Below are 20,428 nucleotides of genomic sequence, written 5' to 3' on the forward strand. Positions count from 1 at the left end.
GGTTTGAGTCCAAGACAAGATACCCACAGCAAGCTCATCGGCTATCTGCTCTGGATATTCGGTTTTCTCGGTGCGCACCGTTTCTATTACGGCAAACCGGTGACCGGGACCATCTGGTTCTTTACCTTCGGCCTGCTGTTTATCGGCTGGATCGTCGATCTGTTCCTGATTCCGGCGATGGATCGCGAGGCCGACCTGCGTTTTACCGCCGGCGATACCGACTACAACGTCGCCTGGATTCTGCTGACCTTCCTCGGCATTTTCGGTGTGCACCGGATGTACCAGGGCAAGTGGATCACCGGGATCATCTACCTGTTTACCGGGGGGCTGTTCCTGCTCGGTGTGCTGTATGACTTCTGGACGCTGAATACCCAGGTGTCGCTCAAAAACGCCGAACGCGCCTGAATCTCAGGCACGAAAAAGCCCGCCAATAGGCGGGCTTTTGTTTCTGGCTGGTCCTAGAACCTGTTTAGGATCTTGCGAGCTAGAGTCATGCAAGGCGCTACGTTAGTAACAGCCTCCGGCTGGTCAAAACAGGCGAGGAAGCGGAGTGTACTGTTGTACATGAGCATTACTCGTTTCACTCGCCCTTCGGGCCGCGCTAAAGCGCGTTAGCCGCAGCGGCTTGCCGAGCCTGTTTTTAACGCCGCAGGGCCGACGCGCAGCAGATCGTAAGCAGGTTCTCAGGCTTTGTAGCTGACGTGCCCGTCCACCAGGGTGTAGCGCACCGCCCCCGGCAGGCAGTGGCCGATAAAGGGGCAGTTGGCTCCTTTCGAATACCAGCTTTCGCCGGCCAGGGTCGAGGCCTGCGGGTCGAACAGCAGCAGGTCGGCGGGGCCGTCCACGGCCAGGCGGCCGGCCGGCAGGCGCAAGGCTGCGGCCGGACCGCTGCTCAGGCGGGCGAGCAGGCTGGGCAGGTCGAGCAGGCCGTCCTGCACCAGGCTCATGGCCAGCGGCAGCAGCAGTTGCGCGCTGCTGATGCCCGGCTCGGTGGCACCGAAGGGGGCCAGCTTGGCGTCGCGCTCATGGGGCTGATGGTGGCTGGAGATGGCCGCGATCACCCCGCTTTTCACTGCGGCACGCAGGCCGTCGCGATCGGCGTGGGTGCGCAGCGGCGGTTGTACGTGATAGAGGCTGGAAAAATCGATCAGCGCCTCGTCGGTGAGGATCAGCTGATACAGGGCGACATCCGCCGTCACCGGCAGGCCGCGGGCCTGGGCTTCGGCGATCAGCTGGGCACCGCGGGCGCTGGTCAGCTGGCTGAAGTGGGCGCGCACCCCGGTCTGCTCGACCAGCAGCAGGTCGCGGGCCAGGGCCACGGTTTCGGCACTTTCCGGGATGCCCGGCAGGCCGAGGAAGCTGGCCGTGGCCCCTTCGTGGGCCAGACCGCCTTCGGCCAGGTCATGGTCCTGGGAGTGGAAGATCACCGTCAGGTCGAAGGTGGCGGCGTACTCCAGGGCGCGGCGCAGGCTGCGGTTATTGCGAAAACTGTCCAGGCCGTTGCCGAAGGCCACGCAACCGGCGTCGCGCAGTGCAACGAGCTCTGCAAGCTGCTCGCCTGCCAGGCCCTTGCTCAGTGCGCCGATGGGGAACACCTTGGTATGTCCGGCTTCGCGGGCGCGGTCGAGAATCAGTTCGGCCACGGCCGGGGTGTCCAGTACCGGCTTGGTAAACGGCGGGCAGCACAGGCTGGTGATCCCGCCGGCCGCTGCCGCCAGGGTTTCCGTGGCGATGCTGCCCTTGCGGCTATAGCCCGGCTCGCGCAGGGCGACGTTGAGGTCGACCAGACCGGGTGTGGCCACCAGGCCCTGGGCGTCGATGCTCTGTTCGGCGACGAAGCTGGCCGGAGCCTGGCCGATGGCGACAATCTTGCCGCCTTCGACATAGAGATCGGCCAGCCGATCGAAACCGCTGCTGGGGTCGATGACACGGGCCCCGAGGATCGCGATACGCATCAGTTCTGCTCCTCGGCGTCGAGTTGGCGTTGGGCGTTCTGCCCGCTCATGGCCATGGACAGCACCGCCATGCGCACGGCGATGCCGTAGGTGACCTGGTTGAGAATCACCGACTGCGGGCCGTCGGCCACCGCCGATTCGATCTCCACGCCGCGGTTGATCGGCCCCGGGTGCATCACCAGGGCATCCGGTTTGGCCAGGGCCAGGCGCTGTTCGGTGAGGCCGAACAGGCGGTAGAACTCGCCTTCGCTGGGCAGCAGGCCGCCGCTCATGCGCTCACGCTGCAGGCGCAGCATGATCACCACGTCGACATCCTTGAGGCCGGCGGCCATGTCGCTGTAGACGGTCACGCCGTACTGCTCGATGCCGACCGGCAGCAGGGTCTTGGGCGCGATCACACGGATATCCGGGCAGCCCAGGGTCTTCAGTGCGAGCATATTCGAGCGCGCCACCCGCGAGTGCAGGATATCGCCGACGATCGCCACCGAAAGGTTCTCGAAGCCGCCCTTGTGCCGGCGGATGGTCAGCATGTCGAGCATGCCCTGGGTCGGGTGGGCGTGACGGCCGTCGCCGCCGTTGATGATCGCCAGATTCGGGCAGACGTGTTCGGCGATAAAGTGCGCCGCGCCGGAGTCGGCATGGCGCACCACGAAGATGTCGGCGGCCATGGCTTCCAGGTTGCGCAGGGTGTCGAACAGAGTCTCGCCCTTGCTGGTGGAGCTGGTGGAGACGTTTAGGGTGATCACGTCGGCGGACAGGCGCTGAGCCGCCAGCTCGAAGGTGGTGCGGGTGCGTGTGGAATTCTCGAAGAATACGTTGCATACGGTCTTGCCGCGCAGCAGCGGGACCTTCTTCACCGCCCTGGCACCGACTTCGAGGAAGGAGTCGGCGGTGTCGAGGATTTCCGTCAGCAGCTCGCGCGGCAGGCCGTCGAGGGAGAGGAAGTGGCGCAGCTGACCTTGGTCATTGAGCTGCAGCGGGCGCTTGGCATCCATGGGAGTCATCGCGATCATTCTCAGTTGGCCAGCGTCTGGAGTTCTAGGGTCAGGGGCGTGGGGCCGGACAATTTTACCCGCTGATCGTCGGCCAGCGACAGGGTCGCGCCGACCACGTCCGGGCGGATCGGCAGCTCGCGGGCGTCGAGGTCGAGCAGGCTGACCAGGGTCACGCTGGCCGGGCGACCGTAGTCGAACAGCTCATTGAGCGCGGCGCGGATGGTGCGCCCACTCATCAGCACGTCGTCGATCAGCACCAGGTGCTGGCCTTCGATCTCGAACGGCAGCTCGGAGGGCTGTACCTGCGGGTGCAGGCCATTCTGGGTGAAATCGTCGCGGTAGAAGGACACATCGAGAATGCCCAGCGCGTCCTGGCGGCCCAGGGTTTCGAGCAGTGCCTGGGCGACCCAGACGCCGCCGGTGCGGATGCCGATAAAGCGTGGTTCGCTGATCTTCCGCTTGTTCAGGTGGCTGGTCAGGGCGGCGGCCATCTGCGGTAGCAGTTCGGTCGGGTCGGGTAGGCTCATGGCAACACTCCAGGTGCAAACTAAGTAGGCGTCAGCCCAGGCAATTTTCTTCCAGCCAGCCTTGCAGCAGTAAGGCCGCGGCCAGGGCGTCGACGGGGCGCTCGCGGTAACCGCTGTTCTGGCCTTGTTGCAGGCGCTGGCCCTTGGCCTCAAAGGTGGTCAGACGTTCGTCGTGGGTGTGCACGGGCAGGTTGAAACGGCCGTTGAGGCGGCGGGCGAATTTTTCCGCGCGTTCGCTCATCTCGCTTTTTGTGCCATCCATGTTCAGCGGCAGGCCGACCACTATGGCGTCCGGTTGCCATTCCTTGATCAGGGTCTCGACCTTCTGCCAGTCCGGCACGCCGTTTTGCGCCTTGAGGATGCACAGCTCGCGGGCCTGGCCGGTGATCACCTGGCCCACGGCGACGCCGATCTGCTTGCTGCCGTAGTCGAAGCCCAGGAGCAGGCGCAGCGGTTTTGCCTCGCTCATCAGGCGTGACCGGCTTGCGAAGTCAGCAGGCTGAGGTTGATGCCCAGGCGTGCGGCGGCGGCATTCAGGCGCTGGTCGAAGGGCAGGTCGAAGAGGATGGCGTTGTCTGCCGGGCAGGTCAGCCAGGCGTTGTCGGCCAGTTCGGCTTCCAGCTGTCCGGCTTCCCAGCCGGCATAGCCGAGGGTGATCAGGTATTTGGCCGGTCCGCTGCCGTCGGCAATGGCGAACAGCACGTCCTGGGAGGTGGACAGGCCCAGCTCGCCTAGGTCCAGGGTGGCCTGGAACTGCGGGCCGCAGGGGTGCAGGACGAAGCCGCGGTCGCTCTGTACCGGGCCGCCGGAAAAGATCGGCAGACTCTGGCAGAGGGCCGGCGGCTCTTCGTCCGGGCGCAGCTGCTCAAGCACGTCGGCCAGGTTGAGGCCGTTGGGCTTGTTGATGATCAGACCCATGGCACCGTGTTCGTTGTGGTCGATCAGGTAGGTGACGGTCTGGGCGAAATGCGGATCGGCCATGTGCGGCATGGCGATCAGGAGGTGATGCTTGAGGTAGCTCGGGCTGGAGTCTTTCATGGCGTTAGTTTCAGGCTTCGCGGCAGTCGCTTCAAGCGCCACGCTTTTAAGCGGCAAGAAAAAATGGCCGGGAGCCATTTTTAACGTCGCACAGCGACGACCCGAAGGGTGGTCGCCAGGGATGGCAGACCATAAAAAATGGCCGGGAGTCATTCTTAACCTTGCGCAGCGACGGCCCGAAGGGTGGTCGCCAGGGATGACAGGCCATAAAAAGCCGGGCGTGCTGCCTCAGTTGCTGGAGAGGCGGTCGCCACGCTCGAAGCGCCAGGTACGAATGATTTCCAGGCGGTCGACATCGGCCAGGTCGCCGGTGAAGGGGGCGAAGGGCGCGGCCAGGCGCACGATGCGCTGGGCGGCCTGGTCGAGCAGGCGCTGGCCCGAGGATTCCAGCACCAGTACCTCGTACAGGGTGCCGTCGCGGTTGATCGACACCAGCAGGCGCAGGTTGCCGTAGATGCCCTGGCGACGTGCTTCGTCCGGGTAGTTGAGGTTGCCGATACGCTCGACCTTCTTGCGCCATTCATCCTTGTACCAGGCCCCCTTGTCGCGCATGGTCGAGGCGGCGTTGAGGCGGTGGATCTTCGGCCGTTTGGCGTACTGCTGGACTTCCATGGCCAGCTCGGCTTCCAGGCTGGCGATTTCCGAGGACAATTGCGCGCTGTCGAATACCGGGGCTGGGCGGGTCTGCGGCGTCGGTTTGACTTCCTCGCGCTTGACCGGGGTCTTCTGCTGTTGCGGGGCGCGGGTGGCGACTGCGGCTTTCGGTGCCTGCTGGCGTACGGCAGGCTGCTGGGGGGCTGCGGGCGGGGTGACGCGCTTGACTTCGGTATCCTGGAACAGCGCCTGCTCGGTGGTCTTGGGCGCTGCCTTGTGTTCCAGGGTGCCGCTGCCCTGTTGATTGTCCTGGGCGAGGAAGTCGGCCTCCTTGGGCTTTTCCTCGCTCTTGAAAGTCGACAGGGTGATTTCCAGGGTCTTGCTGATCTGGTTGGGTTCACTGAGGGTGAAGCCCAGGCCGAGGATCAGCGCTGCATGCAGGGCGGCGGCGAGAAACAGGGTGAAGCCCAGCCGGTCCGCCGGGCGTACGCCGGCGCTGGAGAGTTCAGGTGGGTGGGCTGCTGCGTTCATCGCGTTCGGGTCTGCTGAGGTTGCGCGCAGTCTGACGGTTTGGGGCCGCCAGCTGCAAGCGACAAGCTCGAAGCTGCTACTTGCTTCAAGCTTTCGCCTTGGCCTGCAACTTGTCTTCGATGGCGTCCATCAGGCGCTCGCCAATGCGCGTGTCGTAGGCCGCGTCTATCTCGCGGATGCAGGTCGGACTGGTGACGTTGATCTCAGTCAGGTGTTCGCCGATTACGTCCAGGCCGACGAACAGCAGGCCTTTCTCGCGCAGGGTCGGGCCCACCGCCGCGGCGATTTCGCGATCGCGCTCGCTTAACGGGCGGGCTTCGCCGCGACCGCCAGCGGCCAGATTGCCGCGGGTTTCGCCGGCGGCCGGGATGCGCGCCAGGCAGTAGGGCACCGGTTCGCCGTCGATCATCAGGATGCGCTTGTCGCCATCCTTGATGCCCGGCAGATAACCCTGGGCCATGATCTGCTGCTGGCCATGGTTGGTCAGGGCCTCGAGGATCACCGAGAGGTTGGGATCGCCTTCGCGGTGGCGAAAGATCATCGAACCGCCCATGCCATCGAGGGGTTTGAGAATGATGTCACGGTGCTCCTGGGCAAACTCGCGCAGAATGTCGGCACGGCGACTGACCAGGGTCGGCGGTGTGTATTGGGGAAACTGGGTGGCAAAGTATTTTTCATTGCAGTCGCGCAGGCTCTGTGGGCGGTTGACCACCAATACGCCAGCCTGTTCGGCCTGTTCCAGCAAGTAGGTCGAGTAAACGAACTCGTTGTCGAAGGGCGGGTCCTTGCGCATCAGGATCACATCGAGCTCGGCGAGGGGCAGATCCTGCTCCGCGCCCAGCTCGAACCAGCGTTGCGGATCGTTGAATACACTAAGCTGCGCAAGGCGGGCGCGCGCTTCACCTTTTTTCTGGTAAAGATCCTTCTGCTCCATATAGAAGAGCGACCAGCCGCGCGCTTGGGCAGCCAGCAGCATGGCCAGCGAACTGTCCTTCTTGAAGGCGATCTGGCTGATGGGGTCCATGACTATGCCGAGGCGGACGCTCATGGCAGTGTTCTCCGTAAAATGGCAGCGAATAACGTGATGTGGCGTCAGGGTGGCGCTGACAAGTCGGGTGGTCAAGGAAAAAACCTTGGCCCCGAGCGGCTTATAGATTGCATCAGGAGAGTGTGCTAAAAAGGCCCGACGATTGGGTTGTAGCCCGTCGGTGACAGGGCCTCAGGCGCACTGATATAACGCAAAATAACGACTCACCGAGGCGATGGTAGGGCAATCATGGAACAGCATTCCGAGGGTTTGAGGGTGATGGTGATCGACGATTCGAAAACGATTCGTCGTACCGCGGAAACCCTGCTGAAAAAGGTGGGCTGCGAGGTAATTACCGCAGTTGATGGCTTCGATGCCTTGGCAAAGATCGCCGATACCCATCCGAATATCATTTTTGTCGACATTATGATGCCGCGGCTCGATGGCTATCAGACCTGTGCCTTGATCAAGAACAACAGCGCTTTCAAATCCACCCCGGTGATCATGCTGTCCTCCAAGGACGGCCTGTTCGATAAGGCCAAAGGCCGCATCGTCGGCTCCGATCAGTACCTGACCAAGCCCTTCAGCAAAGAAGAGCTGCTCGGTGCGATCAAGGCCCACGTGCCGGACTTTATCCCGGTGGAGCAAGCCTCCTGACGTCCGCCGGCATCGCCCCGGACGCCTATTAAAGTATTGGGAAACACCATGGCTCGAATTCTGATTGTTGATGACTCGCCGACTGAGATGTACAAGCTGACCGCCATGCTGGAAAAGCATGGGCATCAGGTACTCAAGGCGGAAAACGGGGCGGACGGCGTGGCGCTTGCTCGCCAGGAGAAGCCGGACGCGGTGCTGATGGATATCGTCATGCCGGGCCTCAATGGCTTCCAGGCGACCCGCCAGCTGACCAAGGATGCCGAGACCAGCCATATTCCGGTGATCATCGTCACCACCAAGGACCAGGAGACCGACAAGGTCTGGGGCAAGCGTCAGGGCGCGAAGGATTACCTGACCAAGCCGGTCGACGAAGACACCCTGGTGAAAACCCTGAATGCGGTATTGGCCGGCTAAACGCCGTGTCAGTCCGCAATTAAAAAAAATAAGGCCGCAACAGGCATGTCGGACGCGCAAACACCCTTCCAAACCCTTCTCGATATCGACCAGCTCTGTCGCGCGCTGGCGGCCGGGCTGCCTTCGCAGCAGGCGCTGGTGCAGACCTGGAGCGGTATCGGTTTTCGCATGGGCGAGCGGTTCTTCGTCGCGCCCATGGGCGAAGTCGGCGAAGTGCTGCACGAGCCGCGTCATACCCTGTTGCCCGGCGTGAAAAGCTGGGTCAAGGGCGTGGCCAACGTGCGTGGTCGTCTGTTGCCGGTCATGGACCTCTGTGGCTTCTTCGGCCATGAGCTGTCACCGCTGCGCAAGAAACGGCGGGTACTGGTGGTCGATCATCAGGATGTCTTCGCCGGCCTCACGGTCGACGAAGTGTTCGGCATGCAGCATTTTCCAGTGGATACCTTCTCCGAGCGGCTGCCGCCGCTGGAGGCATCCATCTCTCCCTTTATTCATGGAGTCTTCCAACGTGAACAGCCCTGGTTGGTGTTCAGCCCACACGCGCTGGCCCAGAACCCGGGTTTTCTCGACGTGGCGTATTAACAGTTTATCGGTGGGGTCGGCATTGCCGGCCTTTTGGCGTTACATGGGAACCGTAGTGCGGTCGGTCCAGGCGGGGGCCAGTAAATGAAAAAACTAAACGCAGGTAATTTGTTAGCGGGTGCGCGTAGCAGCACGTTGATCGCAGGGCTGTTTATTGTCCTGATCGTTTCCATCGTGTTGTTGTTTGCCAACTTCGCCTATATCAACACCCAGTCCAACTACGACACCGAATACATCGGTCACTCCGGTGAGCTGCGGGTTCTGTCCCAGCGTATTGCGAAAAACTCCACGGAAGCGGCTGCCGGTACGTCCGAGGCCTTCGCCTTGCTGCGCGATGCCCGTAACGACTTCCAGACCCGTTGGGGCTATCTGACCGACGGCAGCGAGGAAAGTGGCCTGCCACCGGCACCCGAGTCCCTGCAGCCGCAGATGACCGCGGTGCAGAAGGACTGGGACACGCTGCGGCAGAACACCGACGCCATTCTCGCCAACGAACAGACCGTACTGTCGCTGCACCAGGTAGCTGCCACCCTGGCGGAAACCATTCCGCAGCTGCAGGTCGAGTACGAGGAAGTGGTCGACATCCTGCTGGAAAGCGGTGCGCCGGCTGCCCAGGTATCGGTGGCCCAGCGTCAGTCGCTGTTGGCCGAACGTATCCTCGGTTCGGTTAACAAGGTACTGGCCGGTGACCAGGACTCGGTGCAAGCCGCCGACATGTTCGGTCGCGACGCCAGTCTGTTCGGTCGGGTACTCAACGCCATGCTGGAAGGCAACGCCGCCATGGAAATCAGCCAGGTGAGCGACGCCGAAGCCCTCGAGCGTCTGGCGGAGATCTCCGAGCTGTTCGAGTTCGTTTCCGGTTCGGTGGACGAGATTCTCGAAACCTCGCCTGAGCTGTTCCAGGTGCGCGAGTCGGCCAACGTCATCTTTACCGTCTCGCAGACCCTGCTGGACCAGGCCTCTGAGCTGGCCGCCGGCTTCGATGACCTGGCCGCCGGCCGGGCGCTGAATACCCTGGTCGGTTATGTGCTGGGTGCCCTGGCCCTGGGCTCGATCATCCTCATCGGTCTGGTGATGGTGCGCGAAACCAACCGCCGCCTGGGCGAGACCGCGGAGAAGAACGAACGTAACCAGACCGCGATTCTGCGTCTGCTCGACGAAATCGCCGACCTCGCCGACGGTGACCTGACCGTGGCCGCGACGGTAACCGAAGACTTTACCGGTGCCATCGCCGACTCCATCAACTACTCCATCGACCAGCTGCGTGACCTGGTAGCCACGATCAACCTGACCGCCGTTCAGGTAGCCGGTGCGGCCCAGGAAACCCAAGCCACGGCGATGCACCTGGCCGAGGCTTCCGAGCACCAGGCCCAGGAAATTGCCGGTGCTTCTGCGGCAATCAATGAAATGGCCGTGTCGATTGACCAGGTATCGGCGAACGCCTCGGAGTCCTCCGCGGTAGCGGAACGTTCCGTAGCCATCGCCAACAAGGGCAACGAAGTGGTGCACAACACCATCACCGGCATGGATAACATCCGTGAACAGATCCAGGACACCTCGAAGCGGATCAAACGCCTCGGTGAATCGTCCCAGGAGATCGGTGACATCGTTAGCCTGATTAACGACATTGCTGACCAGACCAACATCCTCGCACTGAACGCTGCGATCCAGGCCTCCATGGCCGGTGACGCGGGCCGAGGCTTCGCCGTGGTAGCGGACGAAGTCCAACGCCTGGCGGAACGTTCCTCGGCGGCGACCAAGCAGATCGAGGCGCTGGTTAAGACGATTCAGACCGACACCAACGAAGCCGTTATCTCCATGGAGCAGACGACTTCCGAAGTGGTGCGCGGTGCTCGTCTGGCGCAGGACGCCGGGGTGGCACTGGAAGAGATCGAGAAGGTATCCAAGACCCTCGCGGCCCTGATCCAGAACATCTCCAACGCCGCCCGCCAGCAGGCCTCGTCGGCTGGCCATATTTCCAACACCATGAACGTGATCCAGGAGATCACCTCGCAGACCTCGTCCGGTACCACGGCTACCGCCAAGAGCATTGGTAACCTGGCCAAGATGGCCAGCGAGATGCGCAAGTCGGTGTCCGGCTTTACCCTGCCGGGCGGAGAACAGGCCTAAGCAGGCGTTGTGCGGCGGCCTGAAAGGGTCGCGGCACGCCGCCCATGGCCGTCAGCGAGGGGCACGACATGCAGTCAGGCGTCTGGGCCTTGCAACAGCTGGTAGACATGTCCGCCACGGAGTTTCGTGACTGGCAGCAGTTGCTTGAGGAGCGTACCGGAGTCGTGCTCAACGAGCAGCGACGGGCGTTTCTGCAGACCAATCTGACCGCGCGGATGCGTGAGCTGGGCGTGAGTGATTACGCCAGCTACTACCGCCAGGTGACCGATGGTCCCAGGGGCGCGGTTGAATGGTCGACCCTGCTGGATCGCTTGACCGTGCAGGAAACCCGCTTCTTTCGTCACCGTCCCTCGTTCGAGGTGCTTGAGCGCTATCTGGCCGAGCGTCTGCAGCAAGGTTTGAGCAAACCCTGGGAAATGTGGAGCGTGGGCTGTTCCAGCGGCGAGGAGCCGTATTCGATGGCGATCAGTGCGGCCGAGGTGCTGCGCGACAGCGACAGGCCCGAGTGCTTTGGCGTCACCGGTACCGATATCAGTCTCAACGCCCTGAGCAAGGCGCGCGATGGCCAGTATGGCGCGCGGCGTCTGGAACAAATGGATGCCGACCTGTGTCAGCGTTATTTCCTGGTCCAGGCCGATGGTCGCTTCAAAGTGTTACCGAGCCTGGCTGCGCGAGTGTGTTGCGCCAGGCTCAATGTGCTGGAGTTGGCGAAAGCGCCGATGTCCGGCATGGACGTTATTTTTTGTCAGAACTTGTTGATCTATTTTCGTCGCTGGCGTCGCCGCGAGATCCTCAACCGCCTGGCCGAGCGCCTGGCACCGGGTGGTCTGCTGGTGGTGGGAGTGGGCGAGATAGCGGGTTGGCAGCATCCGGAGTTGATCCCGGTGGCCGACGAGCGAGTGCTGGCGTTTACCCGCAAGGGATAACAGGCTGTTGAAAAACGTAGGCGAGGCAGCCAGTGCAAGGCAAAAACAGGCGAGGACGCGGAATTTACGCGCTGTAAATGAGCAGTCCGAGCCTGTTTTTAACGCGGCAATGGCAACGCAGGTAGTTTTTCAGCAGTTTGATAAGGCAGAGCCAAGTATATGAGTGGAGTGGCTATGGGTGATCGGCACGATTATGTCGCCCTGGAATGGGTCAAGGGCGAGATCGCGGAAACCCTGAAACAGGCGCGACAGGCCCTGGAGGCGTTCGTCGAGAACCCCCAGGACGCTACGCGCATGCGTTTCTGCCAGACCTATGTGCACCAGGTGCTGGGCACCCTGCAGATGGTCGAGTTTTTCGGCGCGGCCCTGCTCGCCGAGGAAATGGAGCAGCTGACCCAGGCCCTGATCGACGGCCGGGTGACCAACCAGGGCGAAGCCCTGGAGGTGCTGATGCAGGCGATCCTGCAGCTGCCGGTGTACCTCGACCGCATTCAGACCGCGCGCCGCGACCTGCCGATGGTGGTGTTGCCGCTGCTCAACGACCTGCGTGCCGCCCGTGGCGAGAAACTGCTCTCGGAAACCAGCCTGTTCTCCCCCGATATGTCCGGGCGCACCCCGGCGCTGTCCCATGAATCGATCGATCAGCTGCGTACCGCCGAGTTGCCGGTGCTGCTGCGCAAGCTGCGGCAGATGCTGCAGATGGCGCTGGTCGGGGTGATCCGCAACCAGGACCTGCCGACCAATCTGGGCTATATGGCGCGGGTCTTCGCCCGTCTGGAAAACCTCTGCAAGGACTCGCCGCTTGGCCCGTTGTGGCAGATCGCCTCCGGTCTGGTCGAAGGCCTGGCCAATGGCAGCGTGGCCAACGGCACCTCGGTGCGTACCCTGCTGCGCCAGGTCGACAAGGAGCTCAAGCGCCTGCTCGAGCAGGGGGCCGATGGCCTCAACCAGTCCGCCCCCGACGAGCTGAGCAAGAACCTGCTGTTCTATGTGGCCAAGTCCTCGGCCCAGTCGCCGCGCGTGCGTGGGCTGAAGGACCAGTACCGTCTCGACGACGCCCTGCCCGACAACGACGTGGTCGACGAAGAACGTGCCCGTCTGGCCGGTCCCGATCGCGATGCCATGCGTTCGGTGGTCGCCGCCCTGTGCGAGGAGCTGGTGCGGGTCAAGGACAGCCTCGACCTGTTCGTGCGCAGCGATCGCTCCAACGTCACCGACCTCGACAGCCTGGCCGCGCCGCTCAAGCAGATCGCCGATACCCTGGCGGTGCTGGGCTTCGCTCAGCCGCGCAAGGTGATCGTCGACCAGCTGGATGTGGTCAACGGCCTGGCCAAGGGCCAGGGCGAGCCGAGCGATGCGGTGTTGATGGATGTCGCCGGTGCCCTGCTGTATGTCGAAGCGACCCTGGCCGGCATGGTCGGTCCAGCCCAGGAAGGCGGCCGCGAAGAGAGCCATCTGCCGACCACCGACGTGGCGCAGATTCACCAGCTGGTTATTAAAGAAGCGCGCAACGGCCTGGAACAGGCCAAAGACGCAATCATCGAATTTATCGCCTCGCAGTGGAACCACGAACATCTGGCCCGCGTGCCTGAGCTGTTGACGCAGGTGCGCGGCGGCCTGGCGATGATTCCGCTGCAGCGCGCCGCCGACCTGCTCAATGCCTGCAATCGCTATATCCAGGAACAGCTGCTGGCGCGCAAGGCCGTGCCCAACTGGCAGAACCTGGATACCCTGGCCGATGCCATCACCAGCGTCGAGTACTACCTCGAGCGTCTGGCCGAAGACCATGCCACCCAGGGTGACCTGATTCTCGACGTGGCCGAGGAAAGCCTGGAAAGCCTCGGCTATCCCCTGAAGGAAAAGCCGTCGATCCTCGATCGGGTCGAAGCGCCGGTGGAGGGCTTTGCCCCCTTGGCCGACCCGCTGGACGAGATGGACGTACTGGCGGATGAGCCCGAGCCGGAAGCCGAGCCCGAGTTGATCTCGTTCGAGGAACAGCCGCTCGAATTGCCGCAGGAGCCCGACCAGGGCTTGAGCCTGGAGCTTGAGGACGACTTCAGCGCGGCCTTTGCCGAACTGGAGTCGAGCAGCCTGGAGCCAAACGGGGACGAGCTGCCGGCCGCCGAGGACGCGCCGGAGCTGCTCGACTTCAGCGCCACGGCAGAATTCGAGGCGCTGCCGCTGCTCGAATTGCAGGATGAGCCCGGCCAGCCGGTCAGCGCCGACGAGCTGCATCTGGAACCCCTGGAGTTCGACCTCGAGGACAATCCGGCCGAGTGGGACGAAGCCGAACTGGCCAGCCTGGAACTGCCCGAAGTCGAACTGCCGAGTGCGCCGCTCGAGGTCGAACCGTCGCCGTCCGAGGCCGAGCCGGCCCTGTCGATGGCCGACGTGATGGCCGCGCCGGTGCAGGCGATCAATCCGCCCGCCCACGATGTGCCGCCGAGTCTGCTGCCGCCACCGGCCGATGAAGAACCTGTCGACGAAGAGTTGATGGAGGTCTTTATCGAGGAAGTCGGCGAGGTGCTGGAAACCATCGCCGAGTACTTCCCGCAGTGGTGCGCCGATAGCGAGAACAAGGACGCCCTGGCGGAGATCCGTCGTGCCTTCCACACCCTCAAGGGCAGCGGGCGCATGGTCCGGGCGCTGGTGATCGGCGAACTGGGCTGGGCGATCGAGAACCTGCTCAACCGTGTGCTCGACCGCAGCATCAAGCCGGGTGCCGAGGTGCAGCAGGTGATCGCCGATGTGGTGGCCCTGATGCCGGCCCTGGTCGATGAGTTCGCCAACAAGGCCCAGCGTCAGCGCGACGATGTCGACCTGCTGGCGGCCACCGCCCATGCCCTGGCCAAGGGGCAGAGCCTCCCAAAAACTGACGCCCCGGTTGCGCAGGTAGCCGAGCCCGAGGGCGAAGTCGTAGCTGCCGAAGTCATGGATGCCGAGGTGGAAGGACTCGATGGCGAGCCCCTCGATCCGCAGTTGCTGGAGATCTTCCGCAATGAAGCGGAGATGCACCTCGATACCCTGGTGGGCTTCCTCGCCGACTGCGCGCAGGAACTGCCGCAACCGGTGACCGATGATCTGCAGCGCGCCCTGCATACCCTCAAGGGCAGCGCGTCCATGGCCGGGATAGTGCCGGTGGCGGAAATCGCCTCGCCGTTGGAAAAACTGGTCAAGGAATTCAAAAGCAATCTGATCCCCATGGACCTGGCGGAAGCTGAGCTGCTCGGCAGCGCGGAAAAACTCTTCCGCCAGGGCTTGGAACAGCTGGAAAGCCGGCCCCTGGCGGTATTGCCGGGGGCGGCAGGGTTTCTCGAACGGGTGCAGAAGCTGCACGACGAACGCCTGGAGAACGCGGTTGCCAACCGCCAGGGCGAGCAGGGCGAAAAGCGCGACCCGCAGATGATCAGCATCTTCCTCGCCGAAGGCATGGATATCCTGCTGGATGCCGAGGATCTGCTGCGCCGCTGGCGCGCCCACCCCTCCGAGCGCCAGGAACTCAGCGCCCTGCTGGATGAACTGACGACCCTGGGGCGCGGTGCGGAAATGGCCGAGCTGCCGCAGATCGATGAGCTCTGCGAAGCCCTGCTCGACCTCTATGGCGCGGTGGAAGAGGGCCGTCTGGCGGTCAGCGAGCGCTTCTTCAATGTGGCCGAGCAGGCCCATGAAGTGCTGATCGGCATGATGGACCAGGTCGCCGCCGGCCTGCAGGTCAGCACTCAGCCGCAAGCCGTGGCGGCCGTGCGCGGCCTGATCGACGAGGCGCTGGACCCTCGTACCCTGGCGTTGCTGTCCAACGATGGCTCGGGTATCGAGATCGTCGAACTGGATGCGGCCACCGCCGCCCTGGAGCTGGCCCAGCCTGCCGATGCCGACCTCGACGCCGAGCCTGAGCCGCTGGAAAGCGTAGCGGCCTTGGCGGAGACGGACGCTGTCGAGACGGCACCGCCGATGGCGAGCGAAGGCAATGTCTATGCTGCCCTGGACGAGGAGATGGTGGAGATCTTCCTCGAGGAGGCCGTCGATATCCTCGAGAGTGCCGGTCAGGCCCTGGAACGCTGGCTGGTCGACCCGGACAACAAGGCCGCGCTGTCCTCCCTGCAACGGGATCTGCATACCCTCAAGGGCGGCGCGCGGATGGCCGAGATCCGCCCGATTGGCGATCTCGCCCACGAACTGGAGTCCCTCTACGAAGGGCTGGTGGACCGCCGCTACAGCTTTTCCAGCGAGCTGGGCGGTCTGTTGCAACAGAGCCACGATTGCCTGGCGCGCCTGCTTGAGCAGTTGCAGAACCGGGCCCCGATGCAGCAACCGCTCGAACTGATCGAGAGCATCCGTGCCTTCCGTCAGAGCGGTGGGCAGAGCTTACCGGTTATCCCGGCTGCGCCTGAGACTGATTCCGAAGCCGAAGCCGAAGCCGAAGCCGAAGCCGAAGCCGAAGCCGAAGCCGAAGCCGAAACGGCAGCGGACGATATGTCGGCGGACACGGACGATGATCTGCCCCTGGTGGATTTTGACGCACCGCTCGATGAGTCGGCGCTGCTGGCGGATCTTCAGCCTGAGCCTGAGCCTGAGCCTGAGCCCGAAGCGGAGCTGGCTGACACTCCTGCCGAGCCCGAGCCCGAGCCCGAGCCCGAGTCGATCGATCCACCTGCGCCCCAGGCCGTAGAGCCGCTGGCGCTGGTCGATGAGCGCGATCCCGAACTGGTGGAAATCTTCCTCGAGGAAGGTTTCGACATTATCGACAGCGCCGGCGCGGCCTTGCTGCGCTGGATGGACGACACCGATAACAGCTTGGAGCTGGAGTCCCTGCAGCGCGACCTGCACACCCTCAAGGGTGGGGCGCGGATGGCGGAAATCCGCGAGATCGGCGACCTGGCCCATGAACTGGAGTTCCTCTACGAGGGGCTGGGCGATGGCCGGCTGCGCGCCAGCTCGGGGCTGTTCGGCCTGCTGCAGAGCTGCCATGACAGCCTGGCGGAAATGCTCGAAGCGGTGCGCGACAAGCGTCCGCTGGCCGATGGTCAGGCACTGATCGCCACCATCAAGCGTTTTCGGGCCAACCCCGACGAGCAGCTGAGCATGCCGTCGGCGGTGCAGCTCAAGGCGGCCGAGGCCGCCCAGGATGACGACACCGAGTCGGATATCCTCGATATCTTCCTGGAAGAAGGCGACGACCTGCTGGAGTCCATGGAGGTCGCCATTGGCCGCTGGGAGGCCGACCGTGACAACGGGGCGGCCATCGACGACCTGCTGCGCATTCTCCACACCCTCAAGGGCGGGGCCCGGCTGGCCGGGCAGAAACGCCTGGGCGACCTGACCCACAACCTCGAACAGCATTTGACCGAAGCGCAGCAGCAGGGCGCGCCCTGGCCGCAGAGCCTGTTCGTCGACCTGCAGTCCGGCTTCGAAGGCCTGCAGCTGGAACTCGATGGCCTGCGTCAGCGCCTGAGCGACAGCCTCGCCGGCGATGCGGCGAACCCCGATCCGGCGGCCAGCAGTGCGCCCGCGGCTGCGCCGCGGGTGCCGACGCTGAGCTCGCCGATTGTCGCGGCCAGCAGCATGCCGGCCGAGGAGCTGGTGGCCAAGGTGCTGCCGTTCGTCCGTCGCGCCGAGGAAGCCGCCCAGGAAGCCGCCTCGCGCCGCGCGCCGCAGGAGCTGGTCAAGGTGCCGGCCGAGCTGCTCGAAGGCCTGGTCAACCTGGCCGGCGAAACCTCGATCTTCCGCGGTCGGGTCGAGCAGCAGGTCAGCGACTTCGGTTTCACCCTGAGCGAGATGGAAGCCACCATCGACCGCGTGCGCGACCAGCTGCGCCGCCTCGACACCGAAACCCAGGCGCAGATTCTCAGCCGTATTCAGGCCGAAGCCGAGCGTGTCGGCTATGAGGATTTCGACCCCCTGGAAATGGACCGTCACTCGCAGTTGCAGCAGCTCTCAAGGGCCCTGTTCGAGTCGGCTTCCGACTTGCTCGACCTCAAGGAAACCCTTGCCGCGCGTAACCGCGATGCGGAAACCCTGTTGTTGCAACAGGCGCGGGTCAACTCCGAGCTGCAGGAAGGCCTGATGCGTACGCGCATGGTGCCTTTCGACCGTCTGGTGCCGCGCCTGCGCCGTATCGTGCGGCAGATTTCCGGCGAGCTGGGCAAGCAGGTGGAATTCGTCGTCGGCAATGCCGAGGGCGAGATGGACCGTACCGTACTGGAACGCATCGTCGCGCCGCTGGAGCATATGCTGCGCAACGCCGTCGACCACGGTATCGAGAGCGGCGAAGTGCGCCGCGCCGCCGGCAAACCGGAGCAGGGCAGCATCCGCCTGAACCTCGGCCGCGAGGGCGGCGATATCGTCCTGACCCTGGCCGACGACGGTGGTGGTATCCGCCTGGAGGCGGTCAAGCGCAAGGCCATCGAACGCGGCCTGATGGATGCAGACTCCGACCTGAGCGACTACGAGATCCTGCAGTTTATCCTCGAGGCTGGTTTCTCCACCGCCGAGAAGGTCACGCAGATCTCCGGGCGCGGCGTCGGCATGGACGTGGTGCACTCCGAGGTCAAGCAGCTCGGCGGTTCGATGAGTATCGAGTCGCTGCCCGGCACGGGCACCACCTTCACCATTCGCCTGCCCTTTACCGTATCGGTCAACCGCGCGCTGATGGTGCTGTCCGGCGAAGACCTCTACGCCATTCCGTTGAACACCATCGAAGGTATCGTGCGGGTCTCGCCGTACGAACTGGAGGCCTACTACGCCCCCGACGCGCCGCGTTTCGAGTACGCCGGTCAGGCCTACGAGCTGCGCTACCTGGGCGACCTGCTGAACAACGGCCAGCAACCCAAGCTGGTCGGCCAGAGCCTGCCGCTGCCGGTGATCCTGGTGCGTTCCAAGGAGCACGCGGTGGCGGTACAGGTCGACTCCCTGGCCGGCTCGCGGGAAATCGTGGTGAAGAGCCTCGGCCCGCAGTTCGCCGGAGTGCACGGGATCTCGGGTGCGACCATCCTCGGCGACGGTCGGGTGGTGGTGATTCTCGATCTGCTGGCGACCATCCGGGTGCTGCATGCGCATCTGCTCAACCAGCTGCAGCCGCGCCTGCTTAAGCAGTCGGCGACCGCCGCCGAGATCGAGGCGGATCGGCCAACCCTGGTGATGGTGGTCGACGACTCGGTCACCGTACGCAAGGTCACCAGCCGTCTGCTCGAGCGCAACGGGATGAACGTGATGACCGCCAAGGACGGGGTGGATGCCATCTCCCAGCTGCAGGAGCGGCGACCCGACATCATGCTGCTGGACATCGAAATGCCGCGCATGGACGGTTTCGAGGTGGCGACCCTGGTGCGCCACGACGAGGGCCTGAAGGATCTGCCGATCATCATGATCACCTCGCGTACCGGTGAGAAACACCGCGAGCGGGCCATGGGCATCGGTGTCAACGAGTACCTCGGCAAGCCTTATCAAGAGTCCTTGCTGCTCGAAACCATTCAGCAACTGGTCAAGCGCACATGACTGAGAAAACTGCAGCACGTATTGCGGTCATCGCCGACACCTCCCTGCAGCGCCATGTGCTGCAGCAGGCCTTGACCGGTAGCGGTTATCAGGTGGTGATGAACAGCGACCCGGCGCGCCTGGACGAAGGCATGCTGGGGGCCTGCGAGACCGACCTGTGGCTGGTGGATCTGGCCCAGTCGGACGATCTGCCGCTGGTTGACAGCCTGATGGAGAACGCCTCGGCCCCGGTGTTGTTTGGCGAAGGCCATGCACCCGAGCGCCATTCGGAGAATTACCCGCGCTGGGAGCGGCGTCTGTTCGGCAAGCTGAAGAAGCTGATCGGTGACCCCTCCGCGGCGGTCGGGCCCAGTCTCGAGGCCCTGCTGGCCGAAGCTCAGCGGCCGTCGCGCCTGGATCTTCCGGCGGTCCTGGCCGATACCCCGCTGGTGGCCGGCGAGCCGGCCCGGCAGGTGTGGTTGCTGGCGGCCTCCATGGGCGGGCCGGCGGCGGTGAAGGCGTTCCTCGATGCCTTGCCGGGCGGTTTGCCGGTGGGCTTTGTCTATGCCCAGCATATCGACGCCAGCTTCGAAGCGGCTCTGCCGCAGGCGGTTGGCCGGCACAGCCAGTGGCACGTCAATCCGGCCCGGCACGGCGACGCGGTGCGCTGCGGCGAAGTGGTGGTGGTGCCGATCAGCCATGAGCTGGGCTTCAGCGACGACGGCCAGATGCAGATATCCACGCGCGGCTGGCCGGAACCTTACAGTCCGTCAATCGACCAGATGATGCTCAACCTGGCCCAGCATTTTGGCGCGCTCAGCGGCGTGATCGCCTTTAGCGGCATGGGCAGCGATGGCAGTGCCGCCGCGGCCTATGTGCGCCGCCAGGGTGGCCTGATCTGGACCCAGCGCAGCGACAGTTGCGCCTGCCCGAGCATGCCGGACAGTCTGCGCGAAGCCGGCTACAGCAGCCTCAGCGGCGATCCGCGTGAGCTGGCCGAAGCCTTGGTCAACCACCTGGCCGAGCAGTGCCGTTAATCCGGGGCAGCGCCCTGTACAGGATATTCTTATGAGCCAAACCGTAGTCAGCGAAAATAGCGTCAGCAGCCTGACCGGTCTGTTGATGCCGTTGGCCGACCGTATTCTGCTGCTACCCAACGTGGCGGTGGCCGAGCTGATTGCCTACCGTGCGCCTCAGGTCAGCGAGGGCATGCCGGAGTGGTTTCTCGGGCAGATCGCCTGGCGCGACCTGCGCTTGCCCCTGCTGTCCTTCGAAGCGGCCTCCGGCGGCCAGGCGCAGCTCGGCTCGGGAGCCCGAGTCGCGGTGATCAACGCCCTGGGTGGCCGACCGACAGTGAAATTTATTGCCCTGTTGGTGCAGGGGATTCCTCGGTCGATCAAGTTCGGCCCCGAACTGGCCCGGGCTAATGTACCGCTGGCACCGCTGGAACTGGATGCGGTCAGCCTGGGCGACGCGGTGCTGAAAGTGCCCGACCTGATTGCTCTGGAGCAGAAGCTGGCGGACGCCGGCCTGATCTAAGCAGCAAGGCAAACCCGTAGGGTGACGCGGGGCCGCCTAG

Annotated in this window: 16 protein-coding genes; 9 read left to right on the forward strand and 7 right to left on the reverse strand. The window is 64.0% G+C overall.

Annotated elements, in window-relative coordinates:
- Positions 1–3 precede the first annotated feature (3 nt).
- The gene (locus AACY13_RS15680) at positions 4–405 is read left to right on the forward strand and encodes a TM2 domain-containing protein (protein ID WP_339462511.1); all 402 of its coding nucleotides are present in this window, start codon (positions 4–6) and stop codon (positions 403–405) included.
- A 278-nt stretch (positions 406–683) separates the two neighbouring features.
- Here AACY13_RS15680 and AACY13_RS15685 read toward each other — a convergent pair whose 3' ends face one another.
- The 7 genes from AACY13_RS15685 to gshB all read right to left on the reverse strand — a co-directional run bounded on the left by AACY13_RS15685 (position 684) and on the right by gshB (position 6,688).
- Positions 684–1,955: a dihydroorotase gene (locus AACY13_RS15685; protein WP_339462512.1), complete on the reverse strand. Its 1,272-nt coding sequence runs from the start codon at positions 1,953–1,955 to the stop codon at positions 684–686.
- Positions 1,955–2,959 (reverse strand): aspartate carbamoyltransferase catalytic subunit, encoded by a 1,005-nt coding sequence (locus AACY13_RS15690; protein ID WP_339462691.1) that lies wholly within the window; start codon positions 2,957–2,959, stop codon positions 1,955–1,957. Before AACY13_RS15690 ends, AACY13_RS15685 begins: the two co-directional genes overlap by 1 nt.
- Before the next feature lie 11 nt (positions 2,960–2,970).
- Complete coding sequence (gene pyrR, locus AACY13_RS15695) at positions 2,971–3,477, reverse strand: bifunctional pyr operon transcriptional regulator/uracil phosphoribosyltransferase PyrR (protein WP_339462513.1); 507 nt, start codon at positions 3,475–3,477, stop codon at positions 2,971–2,973.
- 31 nt (positions 3,478–3,508) lie between these two features.
- Positions 3,509–3,946, reverse strand: coding sequence for a Holliday junction resolvase RuvX (ruvX, locus tag AACY13_RS15700; protein ID WP_339462515.1), 438 nt, complete (start codon positions 3,944–3,946; stop codon positions 3,509–3,511).
- Positions 3,946–4,515: a YqgE/AlgH family protein gene (locus tag AACY13_RS15705; RefSeq protein WP_339462516.1), complete on the reverse strand. Its 570-nt coding sequence runs from the start codon at positions 4,513–4,515 to the stop codon at positions 3,946–3,948. The genes ruvX and AACY13_RS15705 overlap by 1 nt, the downstream gene beginning before the upstream one ends.
- A gap of 228 nt (positions 4,516–4,743) precedes the next feature.
- A complete protein-coding gene (locus AACY13_RS15710; protein ID WP_325503637.1) occupies positions 4,744–5,640 on the reverse strand; it encodes an energy transducer TonB in 897 nt (298 codons plus the stop codon).
- A gap of 85 nt (positions 5,641–5,725) precedes the next feature.
- Complete coding sequence (gshB, locus tag AACY13_RS15715; protein ID WP_339462517.1) at positions 5,726–6,688, reverse strand: glutathione synthase; 963 nt, start codon at positions 6,686–6,688, stop codon at positions 5,726–5,728.
- A gap of 228 nt (positions 6,689–6,916) precedes the next feature.
- Here gshB and pilG point away from each other — a divergent pair, with 228 nt between their 5' ends.
- The 8 genes from pilG (at position 6,917) to AACY13_RS15755 (ending at position 20,388) form a co-directional block, all read left to right on the forward strand.
- Positions 6,917–7,324: a twitching motility response regulator PilG gene (pilG, locus tag AACY13_RS15720; RefSeq protein WP_090446514.1), complete on the forward strand. Its 408-nt coding sequence runs from the start codon at positions 6,917–6,919 to the stop codon at positions 7,322–7,324.
- A 48-nt stretch (positions 7,325–7,372) separates the two neighbouring features.
- Positions 7,373–7,738, forward strand: a complete 366-nt coding sequence (gene pilH / locus AACY13_RS15725; protein WP_296131446.1) for a twitching motility response regulator PilH — start codon at positions 7,373–7,375, stop codon at positions 7,736–7,738.
- A 45-nt stretch (positions 7,739–7,783) separates the two neighbouring features.
- Positions 7,784–8,320 (forward strand): chemotaxis protein CheW, encoded by a 537-nt coding sequence (locus AACY13_RS15730; protein ID WP_325503629.1) that lies wholly within the window; start codon positions 7,784–7,786, stop codon positions 8,318–8,320.
- An 84-nt stretch (positions 8,321–8,404) separates the two neighbouring features.
- Positions 8,405–10,450: a methyl-accepting chemotaxis protein gene (locus AACY13_RS15735; protein ID WP_339462518.1), complete on the forward strand. Its 2,046-nt coding sequence runs from the start codon at positions 8,405–8,407 to the stop codon at positions 10,448–10,450.
- A 68-nt stretch (positions 10,451–10,518) separates the two neighbouring features.
- On the forward strand, positions 10,519–11,376 hold the full coding sequence (locus tag AACY13_RS15740) for a protein-glutamate O-methyltransferase (protein WP_339462519.1): 858 nt from the start codon (positions 10,519–10,521) through the stop codon (positions 11,374–11,376).
- A gap of 174 nt (positions 11,377–11,550) precedes the next feature.
- Positions 11,551–18,870: an Hpt domain-containing protein gene (locus tag AACY13_RS15745; protein WP_339462520.1), complete on the forward strand. Its 7,320-nt coding sequence runs from the start codon at positions 11,551–11,553 to the stop codon at positions 18,868–18,870.
- Entirely contained in the window at positions 18,867–19,886 is a 1,020-nt protein-coding gene (locus tag AACY13_RS15750; RefSeq protein WP_339462521.1) for a chemotaxis protein CheB, read from the forward strand. Before AACY13_RS15745 ends, AACY13_RS15750 begins: the two co-directional genes overlap by 4 nt.
- 31 nt (positions 19,887–19,917) lie before the next feature.
- On the forward strand, positions 19,918–20,388 hold the full coding sequence (locus AACY13_RS15755; RefSeq protein ID WP_339462522.1) for a chemotaxis protein CheW: 471 nt from the start codon (positions 19,918–19,920) through the stop codon (positions 20,386–20,388).
- The last annotated feature ends 40 nt before the right edge of the window (positions 20,389–20,428 follow it).

This window comes from Pseudomonas sp. EA_105y_Pfl2_R69, assembly GCF_963970915.1.
Lineage (GTDB): Bacteria > Pseudomonadota > Gammaproteobacteria > Pseudomonadales > Pseudomonadaceae > Aquipseudomonas.

Excerpts from the sequence above, each read along its gene's own strand:
- AACY13_RS15685 (WP_339462512.1), bottom strand. The coding sequence starts at position 1,955 with ATGCGTATCGCGATCCTCGGGGCCCGTGTCATCGACCCCAGCAGCGGT.
- AACY13_RS15690 (WP_339462691.1), bottom strand. The coding sequence starts at position 2,959 with ATGACTCCCATGGATGCCAAGCGCCCGCTGCAGCTCAATGACCAAGGT.
- pyrR (WP_339462513.1), bottom strand. The coding sequence starts at position 3,477 with ATGAGCCTACCCGACCCGACCGAACTGCTACCGCAGATGGCCGCCGCC.
- ruvX (WP_339462515.1), bottom strand. The coding sequence starts at position 3,946 with ATGAGCGAGGCAAAACCGCTGCGCCTGCTCCTGGGCTTCGACTACGGC.
- AACY13_RS15705 (WP_339462516.1), bottom strand. The coding sequence starts at position 4,515 with ATGAAAGACTCCAGCCCGAGCTACCTCAAGCATCACCTCCTGATCGCC.
- AACY13_RS15710 (WP_325503637.1), bottom strand. The coding sequence starts at position 5,640 with ATGAACGCAGCAGCCCACCCACCTGAACTCTCCAGCGCCGGCGTACGC.
- gshB (WP_339462517.1), bottom strand. The coding sequence starts at position 6,688 with ATGAGCGTCCGCCTCGGCATAGTCATGGACCCCATCAGCCAGATCGCC.
- pilG (WP_090446514.1), top strand. The coding sequence starts at position 6,917 with ATGGAACAGCATTCCGAGGGTTTGAGGGTGATGGTGATCGACGATTCG.
- pilH (WP_296131446.1), top strand. The coding sequence starts at position 7,373 with ATGGCTCGAATTCTGATTGTTGATGACTCGCCGACTGAGATGTACAAG.
- AACY13_RS15730 (WP_325503629.1), top strand. The coding sequence starts at position 7,784 with ATGTCGGACGCGCAAACACCCTTCCAAACCCTTCTCGATATCGACCAG.
- AACY13_RS15735 (WP_339462518.1), top strand. The coding sequence starts at position 8,405 with ATGAAAAAACTAAACGCAGGTAATTTGTTAGCGGGTGCGCGTAGCAGC.
- AACY13_RS15740 (WP_339462519.1), top strand. The coding sequence starts at position 10,519 with ATGCAGTCAGGCGTCTGGGCCTTGCAACAGCTGGTAGACATGTCCGCC.
- AACY13_RS15745 (WP_339462520.1), top strand. The coding sequence starts at position 11,551 with ATGGGTGATCGGCACGATTATGTCGCCCTGGAATGGGTCAAGGGCGAG.
- AACY13_RS15750 (WP_339462521.1), top strand. The coding sequence starts at position 18,867 with ATGACTGAGAAAACTGCAGCACGTATTGCGGTCATCGCCGACACCTCC.
- AACY13_RS15755 (WP_339462522.1), top strand. The coding sequence starts at position 19,918 with ATGAGCCAAACCGTAGTCAGCGAAAATAGCGTCAGCAGCCTGACCGGT.